This window comes from Methylocystis sp. sgz306128 (genome assembly GCF_056032725.1).
In genome coordinates, this window is the sequence record NZ_JBVYWO010000018.1 from 18,623 (window position 1) to 35,796 (window position 17,174).

The window sequence follows — 17,174 nt, forward strand, 5'->3', positions numbered from 1 at the left end:
GATCTGAAATCCGCCGCAACACTTGCAAAATGAGCGATCAGATCTCTTTCAGACCAGATTCCGTGCACTTTTGATGCGGATAGGCCGCATAGGGGTCAGGCTGCTTCCATTCCGACGAATCCTTGAGGATCTTGAACTGACCGTCCGATTGCGCCTGGGCAATTTTCGGCCAGAGCCAGGTGTGGAGGTTTTCCCGCTCAAGACGGATACGTCCCTGAGGCGCGACATATTCCTGCCCTTTGATGGCTTCGCGGATATTGTCCGGAGTGATGTCGCCCTTGCCGATCTTTTCGACGGCCTGCTTGAACAGATACATCTGGAAATAGCACGGCTCGGACACGAAATGCGTGACCTTGTCCTTGCCCCAGCGCTTCTGGTAGGCCGCAACGAATTTCTCGTTTTCCGGCGATTTGTGAACCATGAAATAGGGTGCAGATGTAAAATGCCCCGCTGCGGCGTCTCCGCCCATTGCGGCAACCTCGTTTTCCGAGGTGGTGAGGCTGGCCATTGGCATTTTTTCCGGGTCAAGACCGGCTGCGCGATATTGCCGGTGCAGGGCAACGACGGAGTCACCAACCACGGTTGAGAAGATCACATTCGGCTGGGTGCTCTTGATCTTGCTGATGACGGAACTGAATTCCGAATGTCCGAGCGGGACGTATTCCTCGTTGACCACTTCGGCGCCAAGCTTTTCAAGCAGCTTCTTGCAATAGTTGTTTTCTTCCTTCGGATAGATGTAGTTGGAGCCGATGAGGAAAAACTTCTTGCCGAATTTCTCCACCAGCCAGGGAACGAATTCGTCCTGCTGCTGATTTGGCACTGCGCCCGTATAGATCACGTTTTTCGAGCACTCGCGGCCTTCGTAGAGGGTCGGGTAGAAATAGAGGTTGTTGCGCTTTTCAAAGACAGGCAGAACGGCCTTGCGGCTTGCCGAGGTATAGGAGCCAAACACGCTCACGCATTTGTCGCCGACAACAAGCTTGCGGGCCTTTTCGGCGAAGGTTGCCGGGTCAGAAGCCGGATCTTCCACCACGGGGACAATCTTCATGCCGTTGATGCCGCCTGCCGCGTTGATTTCCTCAATGGCGAGAATGGTGGCCTTGTTCAGGGATTCCTCGATGATGGCGGTCGTTCCGGTCAGCGAAAAAAGCACGCCAACCTTGATTTCTCCGTTGGCGGCATAGGCCAGACCGGAATTCTTGCTCCAGATGTGGGGAAATCCGCCCAGCGCGCCTGCGCCAAAAGCAGCTGCGCCTTTGAGAATGGCGCGTCTATGAATTGTCATTGCAACCTCCCTAGCGTTTAGCCAACACGAAAAAACCCCCAAGCTGATCCGCGGATCAGACATGGAGGCTGCGTTGCCTATCGATTTTTTACCGGCGCTATTGCCGGGCACCGCAATTAGCGGATCGGTAAAGGCTATAATAGCAAATTTGCCGAGTCAATCAGTTTCTCGGCAATGATCGCGATGGTGGTCCGGCGCTCCATCGCAAGGTCGCGCATGATCCGATAGGCTTCGTTTTCTCCCACCTTCCGGCTTGTCATGATCACATGCTTGGCCTTTTCAATGTCCCGCAGCGCCTTGATATTTTCGTCGAGGCGAGCGATGCGCAGCCGCTGTCTGCGGCTGTAGCCGAAATGGTCAAGCGCCAGTGTCATGGCCACATCGATCATATGCGGCAGATAAGGGCGATAGAGCACGGCATCGGGCAGGACCGCATGAACTTCCTTAAGTTCGTAATGCCCGGTGTTTGGCAACAGCAGAACCAGCGCCGCTTTCGATTCGCCTGGCACCCAGGCCAGACGACGCGACAGATCGCGCATGTAGTCGCAGATCAGAAGGTCCGTCGATTCGCCGATGGTCTCCGGCACGGGCCATACCTGCCTGATGCAGGCACGCGTGCGCTGGAGATATCGCATCAATTCCGTATTTTCGGTGTTTGGCTCGGCGACGATTGTCACATTCAGCCGGGCAAGTTGCGGAAGATTGGGAATGCTCATTTTTGACGGTGCAGCCTCACGCCATACATTGTCGGCCGATCAGAAATGGATCTGCGGCGACTTCGGAAGTGGATTCATAGACGATGGAAAATTTGCCGTTCCTGCGGACCTTGCCCACACGCGACCAGACGTTGGCATGGCTGCACGATGGATTGATGGACACCGGTCCCTGCGGCGCGTCGACGCTTGAACCGAGCACTACGGGACGCAGAACGTCTGTTTCAAGCGTGTTGGCCTGTGTCAGAGCCTTGGCAAAAAGCTTCACCTGAAAATAGGCAGCCTCCACGCACATGTTCGTGCTTTCGTTCTCGCCGTAACGCTTTTTGTAGCGCGACACGAAGGCGGCGCTAGAGGCTCCGCCGACGCCTTCAAAATAGGACGCTGCCGAAATATGACCTTCGCCGACATCATGCCCCATTGCATCGATCTCGGCCTCGGTGGTCGTCAGGCTGGTTATGGGCATGTTGCGCGGATCAAAACCAAATTCGGCGTAAGTCTGGTAGAGATAGACCGTGGAGGCGCCGACAACAGTGGAGAAAATCACATCGGGCTGACTGTTCTTCACGTCCCGCATGATCGGGAAAAAATCCTCACGGCGCGCATCCAGCGGCGCATACATTTCGCCGACGACCTCGCCGCCGTTCTGGGCAATAAGCTGCCGCATGATCCGGTTTGACTCCCGCGGATAGACGTAGTCAGAGCCGATAAAATAGAACCGCGTGCCGTAATGCGTGGCAAGGTAATTCACAAGGCTGATGCTGTTCTGGTTCGGCGCGGAGCCGGTATAGATGATGTTTGGCGAAAATTCGAAGCCCTCGTAAAGGGTTGGATACCAAAGCAGGCCGTTCAGCCGCTCCACGATGGGCAGCACGGCCTTGCGGCTGCTGGACGTGTAACAGCCGAATATCGTCTTCACGCCTTCGTCGGTCAGCAGCTTACGGGCGCAATAGCGAAACTGGGCATTATCCGAAGCGGGGTCGCAAACAACTGGTACCAGTTCCCGGCCGTTGATGCCGCCGGCCTCGTTAATTTCGTCGATCGCAATCATCGTGCCACGATATTGCGTATCCTCGATCAGCGCCATGAAACCTGTCCGAGAAAACAGCACGCCGACGCGCCACGGCTCGGAGGTGCTTAATTTTCTATCATTTTGCATGGGCGTTCCATCCCCTAGTCTGTCGCCTATGAAACACGTCTGCTTGCAACTGATCCCTTCAAACCAACTGTCGATTATTCGATTCGAGACGAATTATTTATATTTTTCATTGTTTTGATTAAAATATCTCGAGCAGAATGTTACCTGCTCGGCAGAGTACTGCCGTATCGCTGCATGCAACAATGCTCTAATTTTCAAATTTGTCTATTCTCCCACGCGGTTTTTAAGTTTTTTGTTATGCAATTGCCGCGCCAATATCTCATATTAGCAAAGGTCGAATTGATATGCTAGCGCTATCATTAGTGCAGTTGACAGTTTCTTGACGGAGCGCTAACCTTTCTGCCTGTATTGTTCCAGTGGCAACAACGCCACAAATTCACGGCAAAAAAGCCCCTTAAGTTTATCGCTCAAGCGATAAAGCTTACGGGGCTTTTTGCGTTTTTGTGTTGTGCGTCATGTCGCGGGATCCATGCACCCCTGTCTGGCTGGAAGTCAGAACGACTCTGAGAGGAGAACACCAATGACACAACAATCCGAAGCGCATTCAAGCGCTCTAGAACACCTTGAAGAAGAAGCCGATCACCTGTTGGGCGAGGAATTCGAGCATCGTCCTGTACCCGCCAATGCGCGGCGGAGCATGTTTTCTGTAACGATGGTTTGGGTAGGTTTCCCGATGATCATCACGGGGGCGATGACGGGATCGATCCTTGTGCTGGGCATGGGTTTCGCCGCGGCGCTGAAGGCAATGATCATCGGCAACATCCTGATGTTCGGCTATGTCGGACTACTGGGCCTGCTGGGCACGAAATCGGGCATGAATTTCGCGCTGATTGCCAGCATCGTGTTTGGGCGTAAGGGCTATGTGCTGGCTTCCGGGCTTCTGTCGACATTGCTGCTTGGCTGGTATGCGGTTCAGACGGGCATTACGGGGGCTCTGATCAGCTCCACTTATCACCTCAATTATGTCGCAATGACGGCAATCGCCGGATTGCTATATATCGCGATCACATTCGTCGGGGTGCGCGGTCTGCATTGGATTGGTATGGTTTCCGTGCCGTTGTTTGTGGCGCTTGGGCTTTGGGTTGCGGGTGATGCCGCCAGCACCACCAGCTGGGACGCAATTTATAACTATGCCGGCAATAATGGCACCGCCACAATGTCGTTGGGCGTGGGCCTGACCATCGTGCTGGCGCTTTTTGCGGATGCAGGCACTGTGACGGCAGACTTCAACCGCTGGGCCAAGGATTCGACGAGTTCGCTCGTGTCGACGTTCAGCGCTTTTCCGTTTGCTAACCTGATCGCGATGCTGGTTGGCGGTGTCATGACAGCCGCTCTGGCAACTCCCAACGCCAATCCGTTTGGTACGGACAATATGTTCGGTTACATGAACGGCAAGCAGATGACTTGGTTGTCGGTACTGGCCTTCATCTTCCTTTATTGCAATCTCGGCTCGGTCTGTGCGCACTGCCTGTATAATTCCGCAACCGGCTGGTCGCGTATTCTGGGCAGCAAGATGCGGCTCATGGCGATTGTCCTTGGCGCCATCGGCATTGTCGTTGCTGCTGGCAACGTCTGGGCCTTCTTCATCCAGTGGCTGTCGCTGCTTGGCGTTCTCGTTCCGCCGATCGGTGCCATCATTCTGGTCGATCAATATATGATTCGGCATAACTCGACCGCTAGTGCAAACTGGCGTCCGCAGGCGTTCATCGCCTGGATCATCGGTTCGGCCGTCGCGCTGATGGTCGAGTTCAAGGCTCCGGAATGGTCAACCGCCATTTCCGCATTCGTTGCCGCGGGTGTGGCTTATTTCATCATCGGCAAGATGAACGAGAAATAAGGTTTTCCTTGCGCATTGCTGGAGGGCATTTCGCCCTCCAGCCTTTTTTGTCCCTCTATCGTGAGAATGAAAATGTCCAGAGATTATGAAATATTCGACCTTGGCGATGTTCGCCTGCAATCTGGCGCAACCATCCGCGACTGCAAGCTGGCCTACAAGACCTTCGGCACGCTGAATGCCAAAAAGGACAATGTCATTGTCTATCCGACCTGGTATTCGGGCCAGCATTACGACAATGAATGGCTGGTCGGCGAGGGCATGGCGCTTGATCCGCGCAACTATTTTATCGTCATTCCGAACATGCTGGGCAACGGACTGTCGTCGTCGCCGAGCAATACGCCGGAACCCTATAATGCATCGCGTTTCCCGAACGTGACCGCTTATGACAACGTCCGGGTTCAACACCGCCTGATCACCGAGAAATTCGGCATCGAACGTATCAAGATGGTCACCGGCTGGTCGATGGGCGCACTCCAGACCTTCCATTGGGGCGCTCTATACCCCGATATGGTCGAGCGCATTTTGCCGTTCTGCGGCTCTGCCAAATGTTCGCGGCATAATTTCGTGTTTCTTGAAGGCGTCAAGGCTGCGCTTACGGCCGATGCGGCCTGGAATAACGGCTGGTATAAGGAAAAGCCTGCCCGCGGCCTTCGCGCCATGGCGCGCGTTTACGCCGGCTGGGGCTTCTCACAAGCCTTCTACAGGGAAAATCTCGACATAAAGACGCTGGGATATTCCTCGCTGGAGGATTTTCTCGTGGCCTTCTGGGAAGGCTTCTTCCTTCCGAAGGACGCCAACAATCTGTTGACCATGCTCTGGACATGGCAGCATGGCGACATCAGCGCCAATGAAATTTACAACGGCGATTTTGACAAGGCTCTTGGTGCGATCAAGGCCAAAGCGTTCGTCATGCCCGGCCAGACCGACCTCTATTTCCCGCCTGAGGACAGCAAATATGAGGTGAGCAAGATGCCCAATGCGGAATATCGGCCCATTCCGTCGATTTGGGGGCATTTTGCCGGCGGCCCCGGCACCAATCCCGTCGATGTGAAATATCTCGACGTGGCGTTGAAGGAATTGCTCGCCAGCTAAATCAACGTTGAGGCTCCAGAACATTCTGAAGGGAAGAACGCATGACGATGCAGAAGGAAATTGGCCGCATGGATGCCGTGTCGCTCGCATCCAAGGTTCGGCACAAGGAAGTTTCGGCAGTCGAAGTCACAGAGGCCATCCTCTCAAGGATGGAAAAGCTGGAGCCTCATCTGCACGCATTTTGTACGCCGACGCCGGAAATCGCCCGGCAGGCAGCCGCTGCAGTCGATCGCAAGATCGCGAAGGGCGAGGATCCTGGCCCGTTGGCCGGGGTTCCGGTCGGCATCAAGGATCTTGTCGCGACAGCGGGAATCAAAACCGTTTCCGGGTCCTTTGCCTATGAGGATTTTGTTCCCGATGAAGATGATGTCGTGGTCGAACGCCTGAAGGCGGCTGGCGCTGTCATCATTGGCAAGACTAATGTGCCGGAATTCGGCTACAGCGGCGTCGGACATAATCCGGTTTTTGAAACAACGCGCAATCCGTGGAACCTGGCCCTGACGCCCGGCGGCTCCAGCGCCGGTTCGGGAGCTGCAGTCGCATCAGGCATGGGGCCGTTTGCCATCGGCAGCGACGGTGGCGGCTCAATCCGTATTCCTGCAGCCCATTCCGGACTTTTTGGCATGAAGGCCTCCATGGGCCGTGTGCCGCTTTATCCCGGCACCAAGGATGAGCGCTATCCCGGCATTTCAAGCTGGGAAAGCCTCGAACATATCGGCCCCATGAGCCGCACAGTGGCAGACGGCGCACTGATGCTGTCTGTTATTTCCGGCCCCGACCCGCGTGATCGCTACAGCCTGCCAAAGGCTGATTTCGACTGGATGAAAACATTGGAAGGCGGCGTGAAGGGTTTGCGGATCGCCTATAGTTCCGACTGGGGCTATGCGGCGGTTGATCCCGAAGTACGTCGTGTCGTCGGAGAGGCGGTCAAGGTTTTCGAGCGCGATCTCGGCTGCGTCGTGGAAGAGGCGCACCCCGGCTGGGACGATCCCTATGGCGCATTCTGGGCTATTGTGGCAATGGAAACCGATCTGCGCGGTATGCGGGAGATGGTGGCCAAGCACGGCCATCACATGACCCCGCATCTGGTTGACTTCATCATGCGGCCCTGGACAGCGGAAGACTTCACCAATGCGCTGATGACGCGCAAGGCCGTGGTCAACAAAATGTGGCGGTTCATGAGCAAGTACGATCTGCTGCTGACGCCTACTCTCGCGGTTCCGCCGTTTCCGGTCCATATTCAGGGACCGGAAAAAATCGACGGGCAGATCGTTCATCCCTTCCGCTGGCTGGCCTTCACGTTTCCGATGAATTTCACAGGGCAGCCCGCGGCATCAGTGCCTGCCGGATTCACATCCGATGGGTTGCCCGTTGGTCTGCAGATCATCGGCCGCCATCTCGATGATCCGACCGTGATGCGGGCCGCAGCAGCCTTCGAGGCTGCAAAGCCTTGGAAGCAGGCCTGGCCATCGATGCTTGAAGGTCTTGGTCTTTAGAATATAGAAATCTATGGAAGCGCCGTAATTGATTCTCAATTGCGGCGCTTTCGCATAAATGTAAGTATTTTTTGAAATTAAAATCGAAAAGTGACTGGATTTGATAATAGCTTATATCGGTTAAGGTCATAATAAATCAAAATTTTAGAAATATGTTCTCACATTTACTTTTTTGTATTTATTTTTTGATGAGTTAATCCGCATCGTTTGTCAAATCAGGACATACTGGTGCAAATTCTTTTCATTCATCAAAATTATCCCGGCCAGTTCCTGAGGCTGGCGGACGCTCTGGCAAAAGTGCCCGGCGTGCAGGTGTTTGGCCTCGGCGAGACGAAGCGCATCCGGGCGCGGGGGCTGAATTTCAGTTATCAGGTCGCCGGGTATCAGCCAAATGTGTTTGATCCCGATAAGGTTGATCCTCTGATCGTTGATTTTGCCCGCACCTCGCGTCGTGGACTCGATGTTGCGATAGCCTTGCAGGAACTGAAAAATAACGGTCTTAGTCCGGATGTGATCATCGGACATCCCGGCTGGGGCGAAATGCTGTTCGTGAGGGATGTTTTTCCCCGGGCGCGCATTATCAGCTATTTCGAGTTTCTCTACGGCATTGAGGGCAGGGACGTTGGGTTCGACCCGGAATTTCCAATCTATCCCGATCAGAAATATATTTTGCGCATGCGCAACACGATTCAGCTGCATGCCCTGAGCGCATCAGATAGCGGCATAAGCCCGACTCAATGGCAGCGCAGCGTCTACCCGTTGGCAGATCAGCGCCGGATCACCGTGATCCACGAAGGCATTGAAACCGATATTGCGAAGCCGAATATTAGCGCGCATCTGACATTGGCCAACGGCAGGAGACTCGACCGTTCGGTGCCTGTTGTAACTTACGTCTGCCGTAACCTTGAGCCGCATCGCGGCTTTCACGTGTTCATGCGTGCATTGCCGAAATTGCAGCAACGGCTGAAAAATGCAGAGTTTGTGATCGTGGGTGGCGATGAGGTCAGCTACAGTGCTCCGCCCAGACCACCATTCACAAATTACCGCGAACAGATGCTGGCTGAGGTCGGCTCCCAGCTGGACATGAGCAGGGTACATTTTACGGGCACGATCCCTTATCATAATTTCATCAGCCTCATGCAGATCACGCGGCTGCACATCTATTTTACCTGTCCCTTCGTGCTTTCCTGGTCGATGCTCGAAGCGATGAGTTGCGCTGCGCCTGTTCTGGCCAGCAATACGCCGCCGGTACGGGAATTCATTCGGGACGGTGAGAATGGACTGATGTTCGATTTTTTCGATCAAGCGCAGCTTCTGGATAAGGCCGAACAAATTTTCATGGGGAAGTGGCCGGAGATAGGCACCAGAGCCGCCGGCTTTATCAGAGACAATTATTCATTCCGCCGGCATAGCGTGCCATCCTATCTCGAATTGCTTGGTCTGCCGGCCCAATAGCTATCGGCAGGAATATGAAATTCGCTTCTGTGAACCAAGGGCCATTCTTATTCAGGAATGCAGATCCAAATCCGTCCATGAATGCTGAAATATTGATGAATTATGATCGGCTTAGGGGTTATTTTGCCAATGTCTTTAACCAATGTCATTTCGCGCGCTGCGCGCTATTGACAGACTTCAAAAGTTTGAATTACGCTGCTTCATTGCCGCAGAAAAAGAAAATTTAAATTAAAATGACAGCGGTAACCTTGGCGTTTGTTGGGAGGCAAAATCAGCCATAATTTCAAAATCCAAGTGATTATTCCGTATGCTCTAAGATTTAGAGATTGGCTCTATTTTTCGGGCGTCGGGCTATTTCCCGCAATCTGCTCAAGAAACTTAAAAAATAAGACCTGTTCATAAATTCAATTTTTAAAAACAGATAAAATATTGGAGGAAATTATGAAATTACGTCTTGCTGCCGCATTGGCATTAACGACATTTGCGTTCACTCCGATCGTTGCCCACGCCGATGACAATTTGCAGAAGCTTGAGGGCATGCATACCACTGCGGCCGTTGATTGGCCGACGGTTCCACAGGATGGCCCCAAGGCCGATCAGGTCCGCGAAAACCTGAAAAAGATCAAGATGCCGCCGGGGTTTCATATCGGACTTTACGCTCTGGTGCCGGATGCGCGCCATATGGCAGTCGGCCCGCAGGGGATCGTCACGATTGTTGGCACACGCAAAACCAAGGTCTACGCTGTCACGGATCGTTCCCGCGGTGGCGTGGCTGACGAAGTGAAGGAATTTGCGCCGACCATTGCCAAGGTTCTCCCGAACGGACCCTGCTGGTCAAAGGATGGCTTCCTTTATATCGTTGAGCAGAACCGCGTGCTGCAATATCCGGCCGCGGAATTTTTCTATGAAAGCCCCGATGTGGCTGTCAGCGAAGTGGTTTCGGAAGGCGAGTTGATACCAAAGGCTGAAGAGAGCTTCAATCACACGGCGCGCGAATGCCGCGTTGGACCGGATAACAAGCTCTATATCCAGATGGGTCAGCCTTACAATGTGCCGCCGAAGGATAAGGTTGCCTTGTATGCGAAGATCGGCATGGGCGGCATCATCCGCATGGATCAGGATGGCAAAAACCGTGAAGTTTATGCTACGGGCTTGCGTAATCCTGTCGGAATGGACTTCAATCCCAAGGATAAAACGCTCTGGACCAACGACAATCAGGTCGATGGCATGGGCGACGATATCCCTCCGGGCGAAATGAACCGCATTGAAAAGGCCGGTGAGAACTTCGGCTTCCCCTGGTATGGCGGCGGTCATACCCGTACCAATGAATATAAGAGCGAAACGCCTCCGGCCAATGTAGTGTTCCCGGAAGTTGAGCAGGTGGCTCATGCCGCCGACCTCGGCTTGACATTCTACACCGGCAACATGTTCCCGGCTAAATATCAGGGTGCGATTTTCTCGACGCAGCATGGCTCCTGGAACCGTACTGTGCCGGTCGGCGCCCGCGTGATGGTCACCTTCCTGAAGGAAGACGGTCATGTCGCAGGGCCGTCAGTTCCCTTCGCTGAAGGCTGGAATGAAAATGGCCATTATCTCGGCCGTCCGGTGGACGTAGCCGTGTCATGGGATGGCTCGCTGCTTGTTTCCGACGATCTCGTCGGGGCAATCTATCGCATCACCTACGACGGCAAATAAGCAGCCGTTTGTTTGACATGACAGCTCCGACCCATGTCGGAGCTGTTTTTTTACAGCAAAGATAGGTGTGAAGATGAACTTTGCAGGAATTTCATGGCATTTGATCCGCCGGATCTTGCCGATTTCAACCGTTCTGCTTGCCCAGACGCAGTTTAGCTTTGCTCAGGGCAACGTCATGGAGGGCCGGAACGTCGCGCATAAATGCGAGGTTTGTCATGGCATTGATGGCGTGGCCGTGGTGGTTGAGGCGCCAAATCTTGCCGGACAAAAATCCGATTACCTCATCGCCCAGCTCAACGCCTTTAAATCCGGGCAAAGACAGAACCCGATGATGTCAGTTGTGGCCCCCACGCTGAACGACAAGGAAATCGAGGATGTCGCCGCTTATTATTCCGCGATAACGGTAACCGTTTCAAAGGTTCCGGGGCAATAGTCCTTCGTATGCCTCTGGCGGCACAAGCAAGCCTCGCCCGGTCAGAGCGGGAGCCGGCGGCGCAGGTGCGATGGGGTCAGACTTGTTCAGCCGGGCTTTTCCCGGCCGATACTGATTTTGCCGGAAATCGTCGGTAGATATAGTCTTCGGTGCCTGAATTTGCGTCAGCAAAGGCGATTTCGGTCATCAGGTGATGGTGGGGGGATTTCTGGCAGGCCGGATCAGTGGCTGAGGCGTCGCCCAGCAGGGCGAAAGCCTGACATCTGCATCCGCCAAAATCGACCTCCTTGCGCTCGCAGGACCGGCAGGGCTCCGGCATCCAGTCTGTGCCGCGATATGCATTGAAGGCCGGCGAATTGTGCCAGATATCCGCAAGATCGTGGTCGCGCACGTTCCAGAATTCCATGCCGGCAATGGTTTCCGACGCATGGCATGGCAGAACCTTGCCGCTTGGTGTTACGTTGACGAAGCGCGCCGCCCAGCCGCCCATGCACGCTTTCGGATAGGCCGCATGATAATCCGGTACGACGAGATCAATGACAATTTTTCCCGCGTGGACCTGGCGAAGGCGCTCGATTTCGGCGACAGAGGCTTCGCTTTGCGCGCGTGTCGGCATGAGAGCTGCACGGTTGGGCATAGCCCAGCCATAATATTGCGTATGCGCAATTTCGACGCGCTGCGCGCCCAGCTTCAATGCAAGTTCCACCATGGCGCCGGAGCGCTCAATATTGGCGCGGTGGATAACGGCGTTGACCGTGAGCGGAAAGCCCGCTTCCCGGATCCACCCGGCCACCTGCATTTTTTTGGCAAAGGCACCGCGATAGCCAGCAATGTGATCGGCCGATTCTGCTTCTGAATCCTGTATCGACAGTTGAATATGATCGAGCCCCGCAGCCGCGAGGCTCGTTATCAGCTGTTCAGTAACGCCAATGCCGGATGTGATGAGATTTGTATAAAGTCCGATGGCCGCGCAATGTTCGACAATCTCGACGAGATCGCGTCGTGCGGCGGGCTCTCCGCCGGACAGATGCACCTGCAGCACACCCAGTTCCTGCGCCTGAGAAAAAACCCGCTTCCAGTCTTGTGTCGAAATTTCGGTATCGCGTTCGTCCAGCTTGAGCGGGTTGGAACAATAGGGGCAGGCCAGCGGGCAGCGATGCGTGAGCTCTGCCAGCAATCCGATAGGCAATTGCTGCGCCTTGAAGGTTGGCGAGGAACCCGGCGCAATGGTCATATGTCAATCATCCTCTTGTCAATCAGACCCTGAAGCAACGCCTTCACGTCCCGTTCAATGATCTCACGTCCAATATTGTATTTTGCTGCCAGAGAATCAACCAGCCCGGCCAGATTGGTCTTGCCGTCGCATGATTTGAGAATTTCCGCCGCGATCGCATCCGCCTTGAACAATCTTTCCGGCGCGAGCAGCACCCATTCGTCGCGCACCGCATCATGCCGCAGCCGCACGCCGCGGGAAAATCTGGGGACAGACTCCGATTGTATGCTGCGCTGTTCGCTCATGCGGTTGTCTCCGGTTGCCATGCGCCCGGCGGAATATGGCCGGGCATGACATAGGCGGAATAAAGCGCATCAAGTTGCGCCCAGAGGAGATCGCATTTGAAGGTGAGGGCGGCTATAGCTGCCTGTTGCTGTTCGGGTGTCCTGGCATTTTCCTTGACATAGGAAAGCGCGAACTCCGCGTCCCGTTTGGCCTGAACGGGTCGTGCCGTGAAATAGGCCAGAGTTTCCCGTGTCACAAAAGGATAATGTTCCAGCATCCCGGAAATGCGCTCGCTGATGATCTGGGGCGAGAACATTTCGGTCAATGACGAAGCGATGGCTTCGAGCAGCGAGCGGCTCCGGCAAAACTCCACATAGGCGTCGACGGCGAACCGCGTCGCGGGCAGGGTGCCCTTGTGCGCCATGACGTCATCGCGATTCAATCCGACACCTTCCGCCAGCTTTATCCAGCGGATGATGCCTCCATCGTTTTCGTTCATGCCGTCATGGTCGATAATCCTCTGGCGCCATGCGCGCCTGTCGGCGGAATTGTTCATGCGAGCGAGGATTGTTGCATCCTTGATCGGGATGATTGACTGATAATAGTAGCGGTTAAGGGCCCAGGCCTGAACCTGTGCCTTGGAGCATTGCCCGGTATGAAGCAGGTGATGAAAGGGGTGGAGGTTATGATAGCGGGTCGCCCCGACATGGCGCAGCGCAGCTTCGAGTTGGTCATGCGTGAGTAAATCGCTCATAGCTCAAACACCATTCCATCTTGGGTTACGATCCATCCGTTTTGCTTCACCAATTTTTCTTCGGGTGAATTCCGGATCAGAATAGGATTTGTATTGTTGATGTGAATATAGGCCTTCTGGCGTATGCCAAGATCAGAAAAGGCGTCGACAGAGCCGCCTTCGCCGGTGATCGGCGTGTGCCCCATGCGCCGGGCCGTTTTGGACGACAAACCGAGGTGCGGCATCTCGTCGTCGGTGAAAGTGGTCCCGTCAAACAGCAGCAAATCGGCGCCTTGCGCCTCGCGCAGAACCCGCGCGTCAACCTTGGCGCAGCCCGGAATATAGACCACGCGCTTGCCATGCGCGCTGATACTCAGGCCTATGGTTGTATCGGTGGATTCTCCGACGACCAGAGATTCATCTTCGAGATAGAGCGCTACTTTTCCGGGTACGGCAAAGGCCCGCAAATTCAGGCCCAATCCGATATCGAGCGGGACATCGAGCGGCAAGGTTTCGCGCCGTACGACATCGCTGTTCAGCACATTGAAAATAGAATTGCCTGAAAGAACGTCCTGTGTCGCCGCCGTCGCGTAAAGGTCAAACCGCTGGCCTTCGCGCAGGTTGATCAATCCTGCAATATGATCAACATCGGCATTGGTTATCGCAACGGCCTTCACCGGACTATGCCTGTTACCCTGCTTAGGATGTAGCCGGGGATTGGCGATGATCTGTCCGCGAAGATCGGGCGAAGCATTGACAAGCAGCCAGTTCTCTCCATCAGCAGAAATTGCGATGGACGATTGGGTGCGCGGCACAACCCGCGGATCGTTATTCCAAAAAAGCTTGCAGCCGGAACAGCGGCAATTCCATTGCGGAAAGCCCCCACCGGCTGCAGAACCCAAAACAAGTACGGTCAGCACACTCACATGCAAAAACCGCGCTGGCTTAATTTAAATTTCTGCCGAGGAATAGCTGGTAACTTCCATGCCAACGCAGACTTCAGAAACGCTTGGTGTTGTCCATGCCATGATAACAATTCTCCCAAATTGCACATTCCCCCGTCTGGAGCGAATGAACTGACAGGACAACGCTAACATAAAATGTGTTCTTGTCACTAGATAAATTGTCTGACGAGACATCAAATCCGCGTGACGAAATCCCAATTGGTCTGCATGTTGAAGGTGTTAGTCTGGCTCGTAAATCTGCGATCCACCTTACAATAATCGCCGGCAATTATCTCTAACCGATCCATGCAAGATAAGCAGAGACTGTGAAAACAGACAGAATGGTCGAGATCAGGATTGAATTCGACGTGACGGCCGCTTCGCGGTCATAAAGCTCTGCCAGCATGAACGGGCCGGTGCCTGTCGGCAAAGCCGATAGCAGAACCGCGATATGCAGGAGTTGTGACGGCAGAGAAAAGACAAATCGCGCCAGCACAAAGACGAGCAGGGGCTGAGCGATCAGCTTCAGCATCACGAAAGTCAAAGTCTCCGGCAAATGAAAATTGGAAACATGACGCTGATTGGCAAGAAAAAGCCCCAGCGCGACCAGCGCGCAAGGTGAAGCGGCATTGCCAAGCAGGGTGAGAAATGTTTCGAAACTGTGCGGCAGAGCAATTCCGGACAATGCGAGCAGACCACCGAGCGCGGGCGCTGTGATGAGTGGGTTTTTGAGCAGCGACCAGGCCACCTTCCTCAACAGGGCGAAGCTTGAATGTTCCCCCGGAATGTCGAATTCAATCAGGATGATAGCTGCCGCGAACAAAACACAGACAGTGATGATGGTTGCAATGACGGTGGGCTCGAGGCTGCTCCGGCCAAAAATCACCATGGAGAGCGGGAAGCCAATGAAGCCCGTGTTTGCATAACCGGCATTCAGGCCATCAATGCTTGCCTCCGACAGCGGCCTGCCGGCGCGCAGCCGGAAGATGACCGTAACCCCGAAGATGACCGCGCAACCCAAACCAAAAGCTGCAATGAACGCGGGCTGGTAAAATGTGGCCCAGTTCGTATGCGCCATAATATCGAACAGCAGCGCGGGCAGGGCGAGAAAGACAACAAACCTGTTGAGCTCGGTTACAGCACCAGCGCCAAAAATGCCAATTTTTCTCGTAGCATAGCCGATAAATATCAAGCCGAAGATCGGAAGGACAACCATGAAGGGCGCGAGCATGAAAACTTCCGAACGGAAAAGGAAAGAGCTCTTTCTACAACGGCAATGAATGCGTGTTCAATCTTGTACCGCGCGCTTATGCCGAAAACATGAGGCAGGGCATAATATTTTATGCAACGTGCTCGGCATTGCAGCCCTTTGCGGGGCTTTGTGACGAATATGATATATTATGACAACTCGTATTCCTGTCGCGCGCCGCATTTCTTATCGTTCCATTTGGGGGCAGAACGATGATCCGTATCAAAAACCGATGGGTGTTCCTTGCGCTCGCCTGTGTGGCCGTTGTTCTGTCCTTGACGACGTGGTTTTCTGCGACGGCAGTCATTCCAGAACTCAAGGTCCGCTGGAACCTTGACGGTACTGCCGCGGCATGGCTCACCAACGGTGTGCAGGCGGGCTTTGTTGCCGGCGCGGTCAGCGCTTCGGTCTTTGGCTTGTTCGACCGCGCGCGGCTGAATGTTGTGATGTCGGCAGCGGCTCTGCTGGCGGCAATCTCAAATCTCGCGCTTCTCGTCAGTCCCGGTCCGGGTCCGGCTATCATCGCGCGCATATTAACGGGATTGTTCCTTTCGGCGGTCTATCCGCCGTCCATCAAACTGATGGCGACATGGTTTCGCACGGGACGCGGCATAGCACTCGGCCTGCTGATTGGCGCCCTCACTCTGGGCTCGGCCATGCCTCATCTTATTCGCGGCCTCGGGGGCGGAATGGACTGGCGCGCGGTGGTGCTTGTCAGTTCAAGCGCGGGCCTGCTGGGTGCCGCGATCTTTGCGCTGGCTTTGCGCGAAGGGCCTTTTCCCTTTTCAAGCGCGAAAGTTGATGCGCGCCTGATTGGGAGCATATTGCGCAACCGGCCAGTGATGCTGATGAATATGGGCTATTTTGGCCATATGTGGGAACTCTATGCGATGTGGAGCTGGTTTCTGGCTTATTCAGGCGCTGCCCACGCGGCAGGAAACCCAGCCTTTGGCGGCAATGCCTCGCTCATCACGTTCATGGTTCTGGCGGTTGGTGTCGTGGGATGCATATTGGGCGGGCTTTTGTCAGATCGCATTGGACGCTGCGCCACCACGGCTCTGGCCATGACCATATCTGGCTTGTGTTCGATATTGATCGGCTTTGCCTTTGCCGGTCCGGCCTGGCTCTTTATCGCGATCGCGCTCGTGTGGGGCATAGCGGTGATCGCGGATTCAGCCCAGTTTTCTGCTGGCATCACGGAACTGGCCGAGGCGAGGCTGGTCGGTTCCGCGCTGGCATTGCAGATGGGCATCGGCTTTGCGATCACGATAGCTGCGATCTGGATAATGCCGCTGGTGGCCTCTGCCTTTGGTGGGTGGCGCTGGGCATTCATCGTGCTGGCGCCCGGCCCGCTGTTGGGCACAATCGCGGTACTCAAATTGCGTTCCAGACCGGAATCCGCCGCCATGGCGCACGGACGTCGCTAGCCCCGGAGCGGTTTAGCCTGCACGCCGCCTTTCTCAGGGCTATGATGAAACTCAGCCTGGTTGATCAAGCTTTTGCGCGTTTACGTTGTCTGTACTGATCGACGACGACGGCAGCGACGATTATGCCGCCTTTGATGATTTCCTGGAAATATGCATCG

14 protein-coding genes and 1 pseudogene are annotated in these 17,174 nt (G+C 54.7%); 7 read left to right on the forward strand and 8 right to left on the reverse strand.

Going from position 1 to position 17,174, the window contains the following annotated elements; all coding sequences use genetic code 11:
- Positions 1-37: 37 nt before the first annotated feature.
- From AC0N03_RS16240 to AC0N03_RS16250, 3 genes are all read right to left on the reverse strand, one after another.
- On the reverse strand, positions 38-1,285 hold the full coding sequence (locus AC0N03_RS16240; protein WP_474289958.1) for a transporter substrate-binding domain-containing protein: 1,248 nt from the start codon (positions 1,283-1,285) through the stop codon (positions 38-40).
- Between the two features lie 134 nt (positions 1,286-1,419).
- Positions 1,420-2,001: an ANTAR domain-containing response regulator gene (locus AC0N03_RS16245; RefSeq protein WP_474289959.1), complete on the reverse strand. Its 582-nt coding sequence runs from the start codon at positions 1,999-2,001 to the stop codon at positions 1,420-1,422.
- A 16-nt stretch (positions 2,002-2,017) separates the two neighbouring features.
- Positions 2,018-3,157, reverse strand: a complete 1,140-nt coding sequence (locus tag AC0N03_RS16250; RefSeq protein ID WP_474289960.1) for a transporter substrate-binding domain-containing protein — start codon at positions 3,155-3,157, stop codon at positions 2,018-2,020.
- A 520-nt stretch (positions 3,158-3,677) separates the two neighbouring features.
- Here AC0N03_RS16250 and AC0N03_RS16255 point away from each other — a divergent pair.
- The 6 genes from AC0N03_RS16255 to AC0N03_RS16280 all read left to right on the forward strand — a co-directional run bounded on the left by AC0N03_RS16255 (position 3,678) and on the right by AC0N03_RS16280 (position 11,165).
- Positions 3,678-4,994: a purine-cytosine permease family protein gene (locus tag AC0N03_RS16255; protein WP_474289961.1), complete on the forward strand. Its 1,317-nt coding sequence runs from the start codon at positions 3,678-3,680 to the stop codon at positions 4,992-4,994.
- 72 nt (positions 4,995-5,066) lie between these two features.
- Positions 5,067-6,086: an alpha/beta fold hydrolase gene (locus tag AC0N03_RS16260; protein WP_474289962.1), complete on the forward strand. Its 1,020-nt coding sequence runs from the start codon at positions 5,067-5,069 to the stop codon at positions 6,084-6,086.
- A gap of 41 nt (positions 6,087-6,127) precedes the next feature.
- Positions 6,128-7,582 carry an amidase gene (locus tag AC0N03_RS16265; protein WP_474289963.1) on the forward strand — a complete coding sequence of 485 codons (1,455 nt, stop codon included), beginning with the start codon at positions 6,128-6,130 and terminating at the stop codon, positions 7,580-7,582.
- Between the two features lie 228 nt (positions 7,583-7,810).
- On the forward strand, positions 7,811-9,037 hold the full coding sequence (locus tag AC0N03_RS16270) for a glycosyltransferase (protein WP_474289964.1): 1,227 nt from the start codon (positions 7,811-7,813) through the stop codon (positions 9,035-9,037).
- A 441-nt stretch (positions 9,038-9,478) separates the two neighbouring features.
- Complete coding sequence (locus AC0N03_RS16275; protein ID WP_474289965.1) at positions 9,479-10,732, forward strand: PQQ-dependent sugar dehydrogenase; 1,254 nt, start codon at positions 9,479-9,481, stop codon at positions 10,730-10,732.
- A 73-nt stretch (positions 10,733-10,805) separates the two neighbouring features.
- The gene (locus tag AC0N03_RS16280) at positions 10,806-11,165 is read left to right on the forward strand and encodes a c-type cytochrome (protein WP_474289966.1); all 360 of its coding nucleotides are present in this window, start codon (positions 10,806-10,808) and stop codon (positions 11,163-11,165) included.
- A 76-nt stretch (positions 11,166-11,241) separates the two neighbouring features.
- Here AC0N03_RS16280 and pqqE read toward each other — a convergent pair whose 3' ends face one another.
- From pqqE to AC0N03_RS16305, 5 genes and pseudogenes are all read right to left on the reverse strand, one after another.
- Complete coding sequence (gene pqqE, locus AC0N03_RS16285) at positions 11,242-12,399, reverse strand: pyrroloquinoline quinone biosynthesis protein PqqE (RefSeq protein WP_474289967.1); 1,158 nt, start codon at positions 12,397-12,399, stop codon at positions 11,242-11,244.
- Positions 12,396-13,417, reverse strand: a pseudogene (pqqC, locus tag AC0N03_RS16290) (pyrroloquinoline-quinone synthase PqqC). Before pqqC ends, pqqE begins: the two are co-directional and overlap by 4 nt.
- Complete coding sequence (pqqB, locus tag AC0N03_RS16295; RefSeq protein ID WP_474289971.1) at positions 13,414-14,313, reverse strand: pyrroloquinoline quinone biosynthesis protein PqqB; 900 nt, start codon at positions 14,311-14,313, stop codon at positions 13,414-13,416. Before pqqB ends, pqqC begins: the two are co-directional and overlap by 4 nt.
- A 33-nt stretch (positions 14,314-14,346) precedes the next feature.
- A complete protein-coding gene (gene pqqA, locus AC0N03_RS16300) occupies positions 14,347-14,535 on the reverse strand; it encodes a pyrroloquinoline quinone precursor peptide PqqA (protein ID WP_474289968.1) in 189 nt (62 codons plus the stop codon).
- A gap of 100 nt (positions 14,536-14,635) precedes the next feature.
- A complete protein-coding gene (locus AC0N03_RS16305; protein ID WP_474289969.1) occupies positions 14,636-15,571 on the reverse strand; it encodes an AEC family transporter in 936 nt (311 codons plus the stop codon).
- Positions 15,572-15,801: 230 nt separating this feature from the next.
- Here AC0N03_RS16305 and AC0N03_RS16310 point away from each other — a divergent pair, with 230 nt between their 5' ends.
- Entirely contained in the window at positions 15,802-17,016 is a 1,215-nt protein-coding gene (locus AC0N03_RS16310) for an MFS transporter (RefSeq protein ID WP_474289970.1), read from the forward strand.
- The last annotated feature ends 158 nt before the right edge of the window (positions 17,017-17,174 follow it).

Excerpts from the sequence above, each read along its gene's own strand:
- AC0N03_RS16240 (WP_474289958.1), bottom strand. The coding sequence starts at position 1,285 with ATGACAATTCATAGACGCGCCATTCTCAAAGGCGCAGCTGCTTTTGGC.
- AC0N03_RS16245 (WP_474289959.1), bottom strand. The coding sequence starts at position 2,001 with ATGAGCATTCCCAATCTTCCGCAACTTGCCCGGCTGAATGTGACAATC.
- AC0N03_RS16250 (WP_474289960.1), bottom strand. The coding sequence starts at position 3,157 with ATGCAAAATGATAGAAAATTAAGCACCTCCGAGCCGTGGCGCGTCGGC.
- AC0N03_RS16255 (WP_474289961.1), top strand. The coding sequence starts at position 3,678 with ATGACACAACAATCCGAAGCGCATTCAAGCGCTCTAGAACACCTTGAA.
- AC0N03_RS16260 (WP_474289962.1), top strand. The coding sequence starts at position 5,067 with ATGTCCAGAGATTATGAAATATTCGACCTTGGCGATGTTCGCCTGCAA.
- AC0N03_RS16265 (WP_474289963.1), top strand. The coding sequence starts at position 6,128 with ATGACGATGCAGAAGGAAATTGGCCGCATGGATGCCGTGTCGCTCGCA.
- AC0N03_RS16275 (WP_474289965.1), top strand. The coding sequence starts at position 9,479 with ATGAAATTACGTCTTGCTGCCGCATTGGCATTAACGACATTTGCGTTC.
- AC0N03_RS16280 (WP_474289966.1), top strand. The coding sequence starts at position 10,806 with ATGAACTTTGCAGGAATTTCATGGCATTTGATCCGCCGGATCTTGCCG.
- pqqE (WP_474289967.1), bottom strand. The coding sequence starts at position 12,399 with ATGACCATTGCGCCGGGTTCCTCGCCAACCTTCAAGGCGCAGCAATTG.
- pqqA (WP_474289968.1), bottom strand. The coding sequence starts at position 14,535 with ATGTCTCGTCAGACAATTTATCTAGTGACAAGAACACATTTTATGTTA.
- AC0N03_RS16305 (WP_474289969.1), bottom strand. The coding sequence starts at position 15,571 with ATGCTCGCGCCCTTCATGGTTGTCCTTCCGATCTTCGGCTTGATATTT.
- AC0N03_RS16310 (WP_474289970.1), top strand. The coding sequence starts at position 15,802 with ATGATCCGTATCAAAAACCGATGGGTGTTCCTTGCGCTCGCCTGTGTG.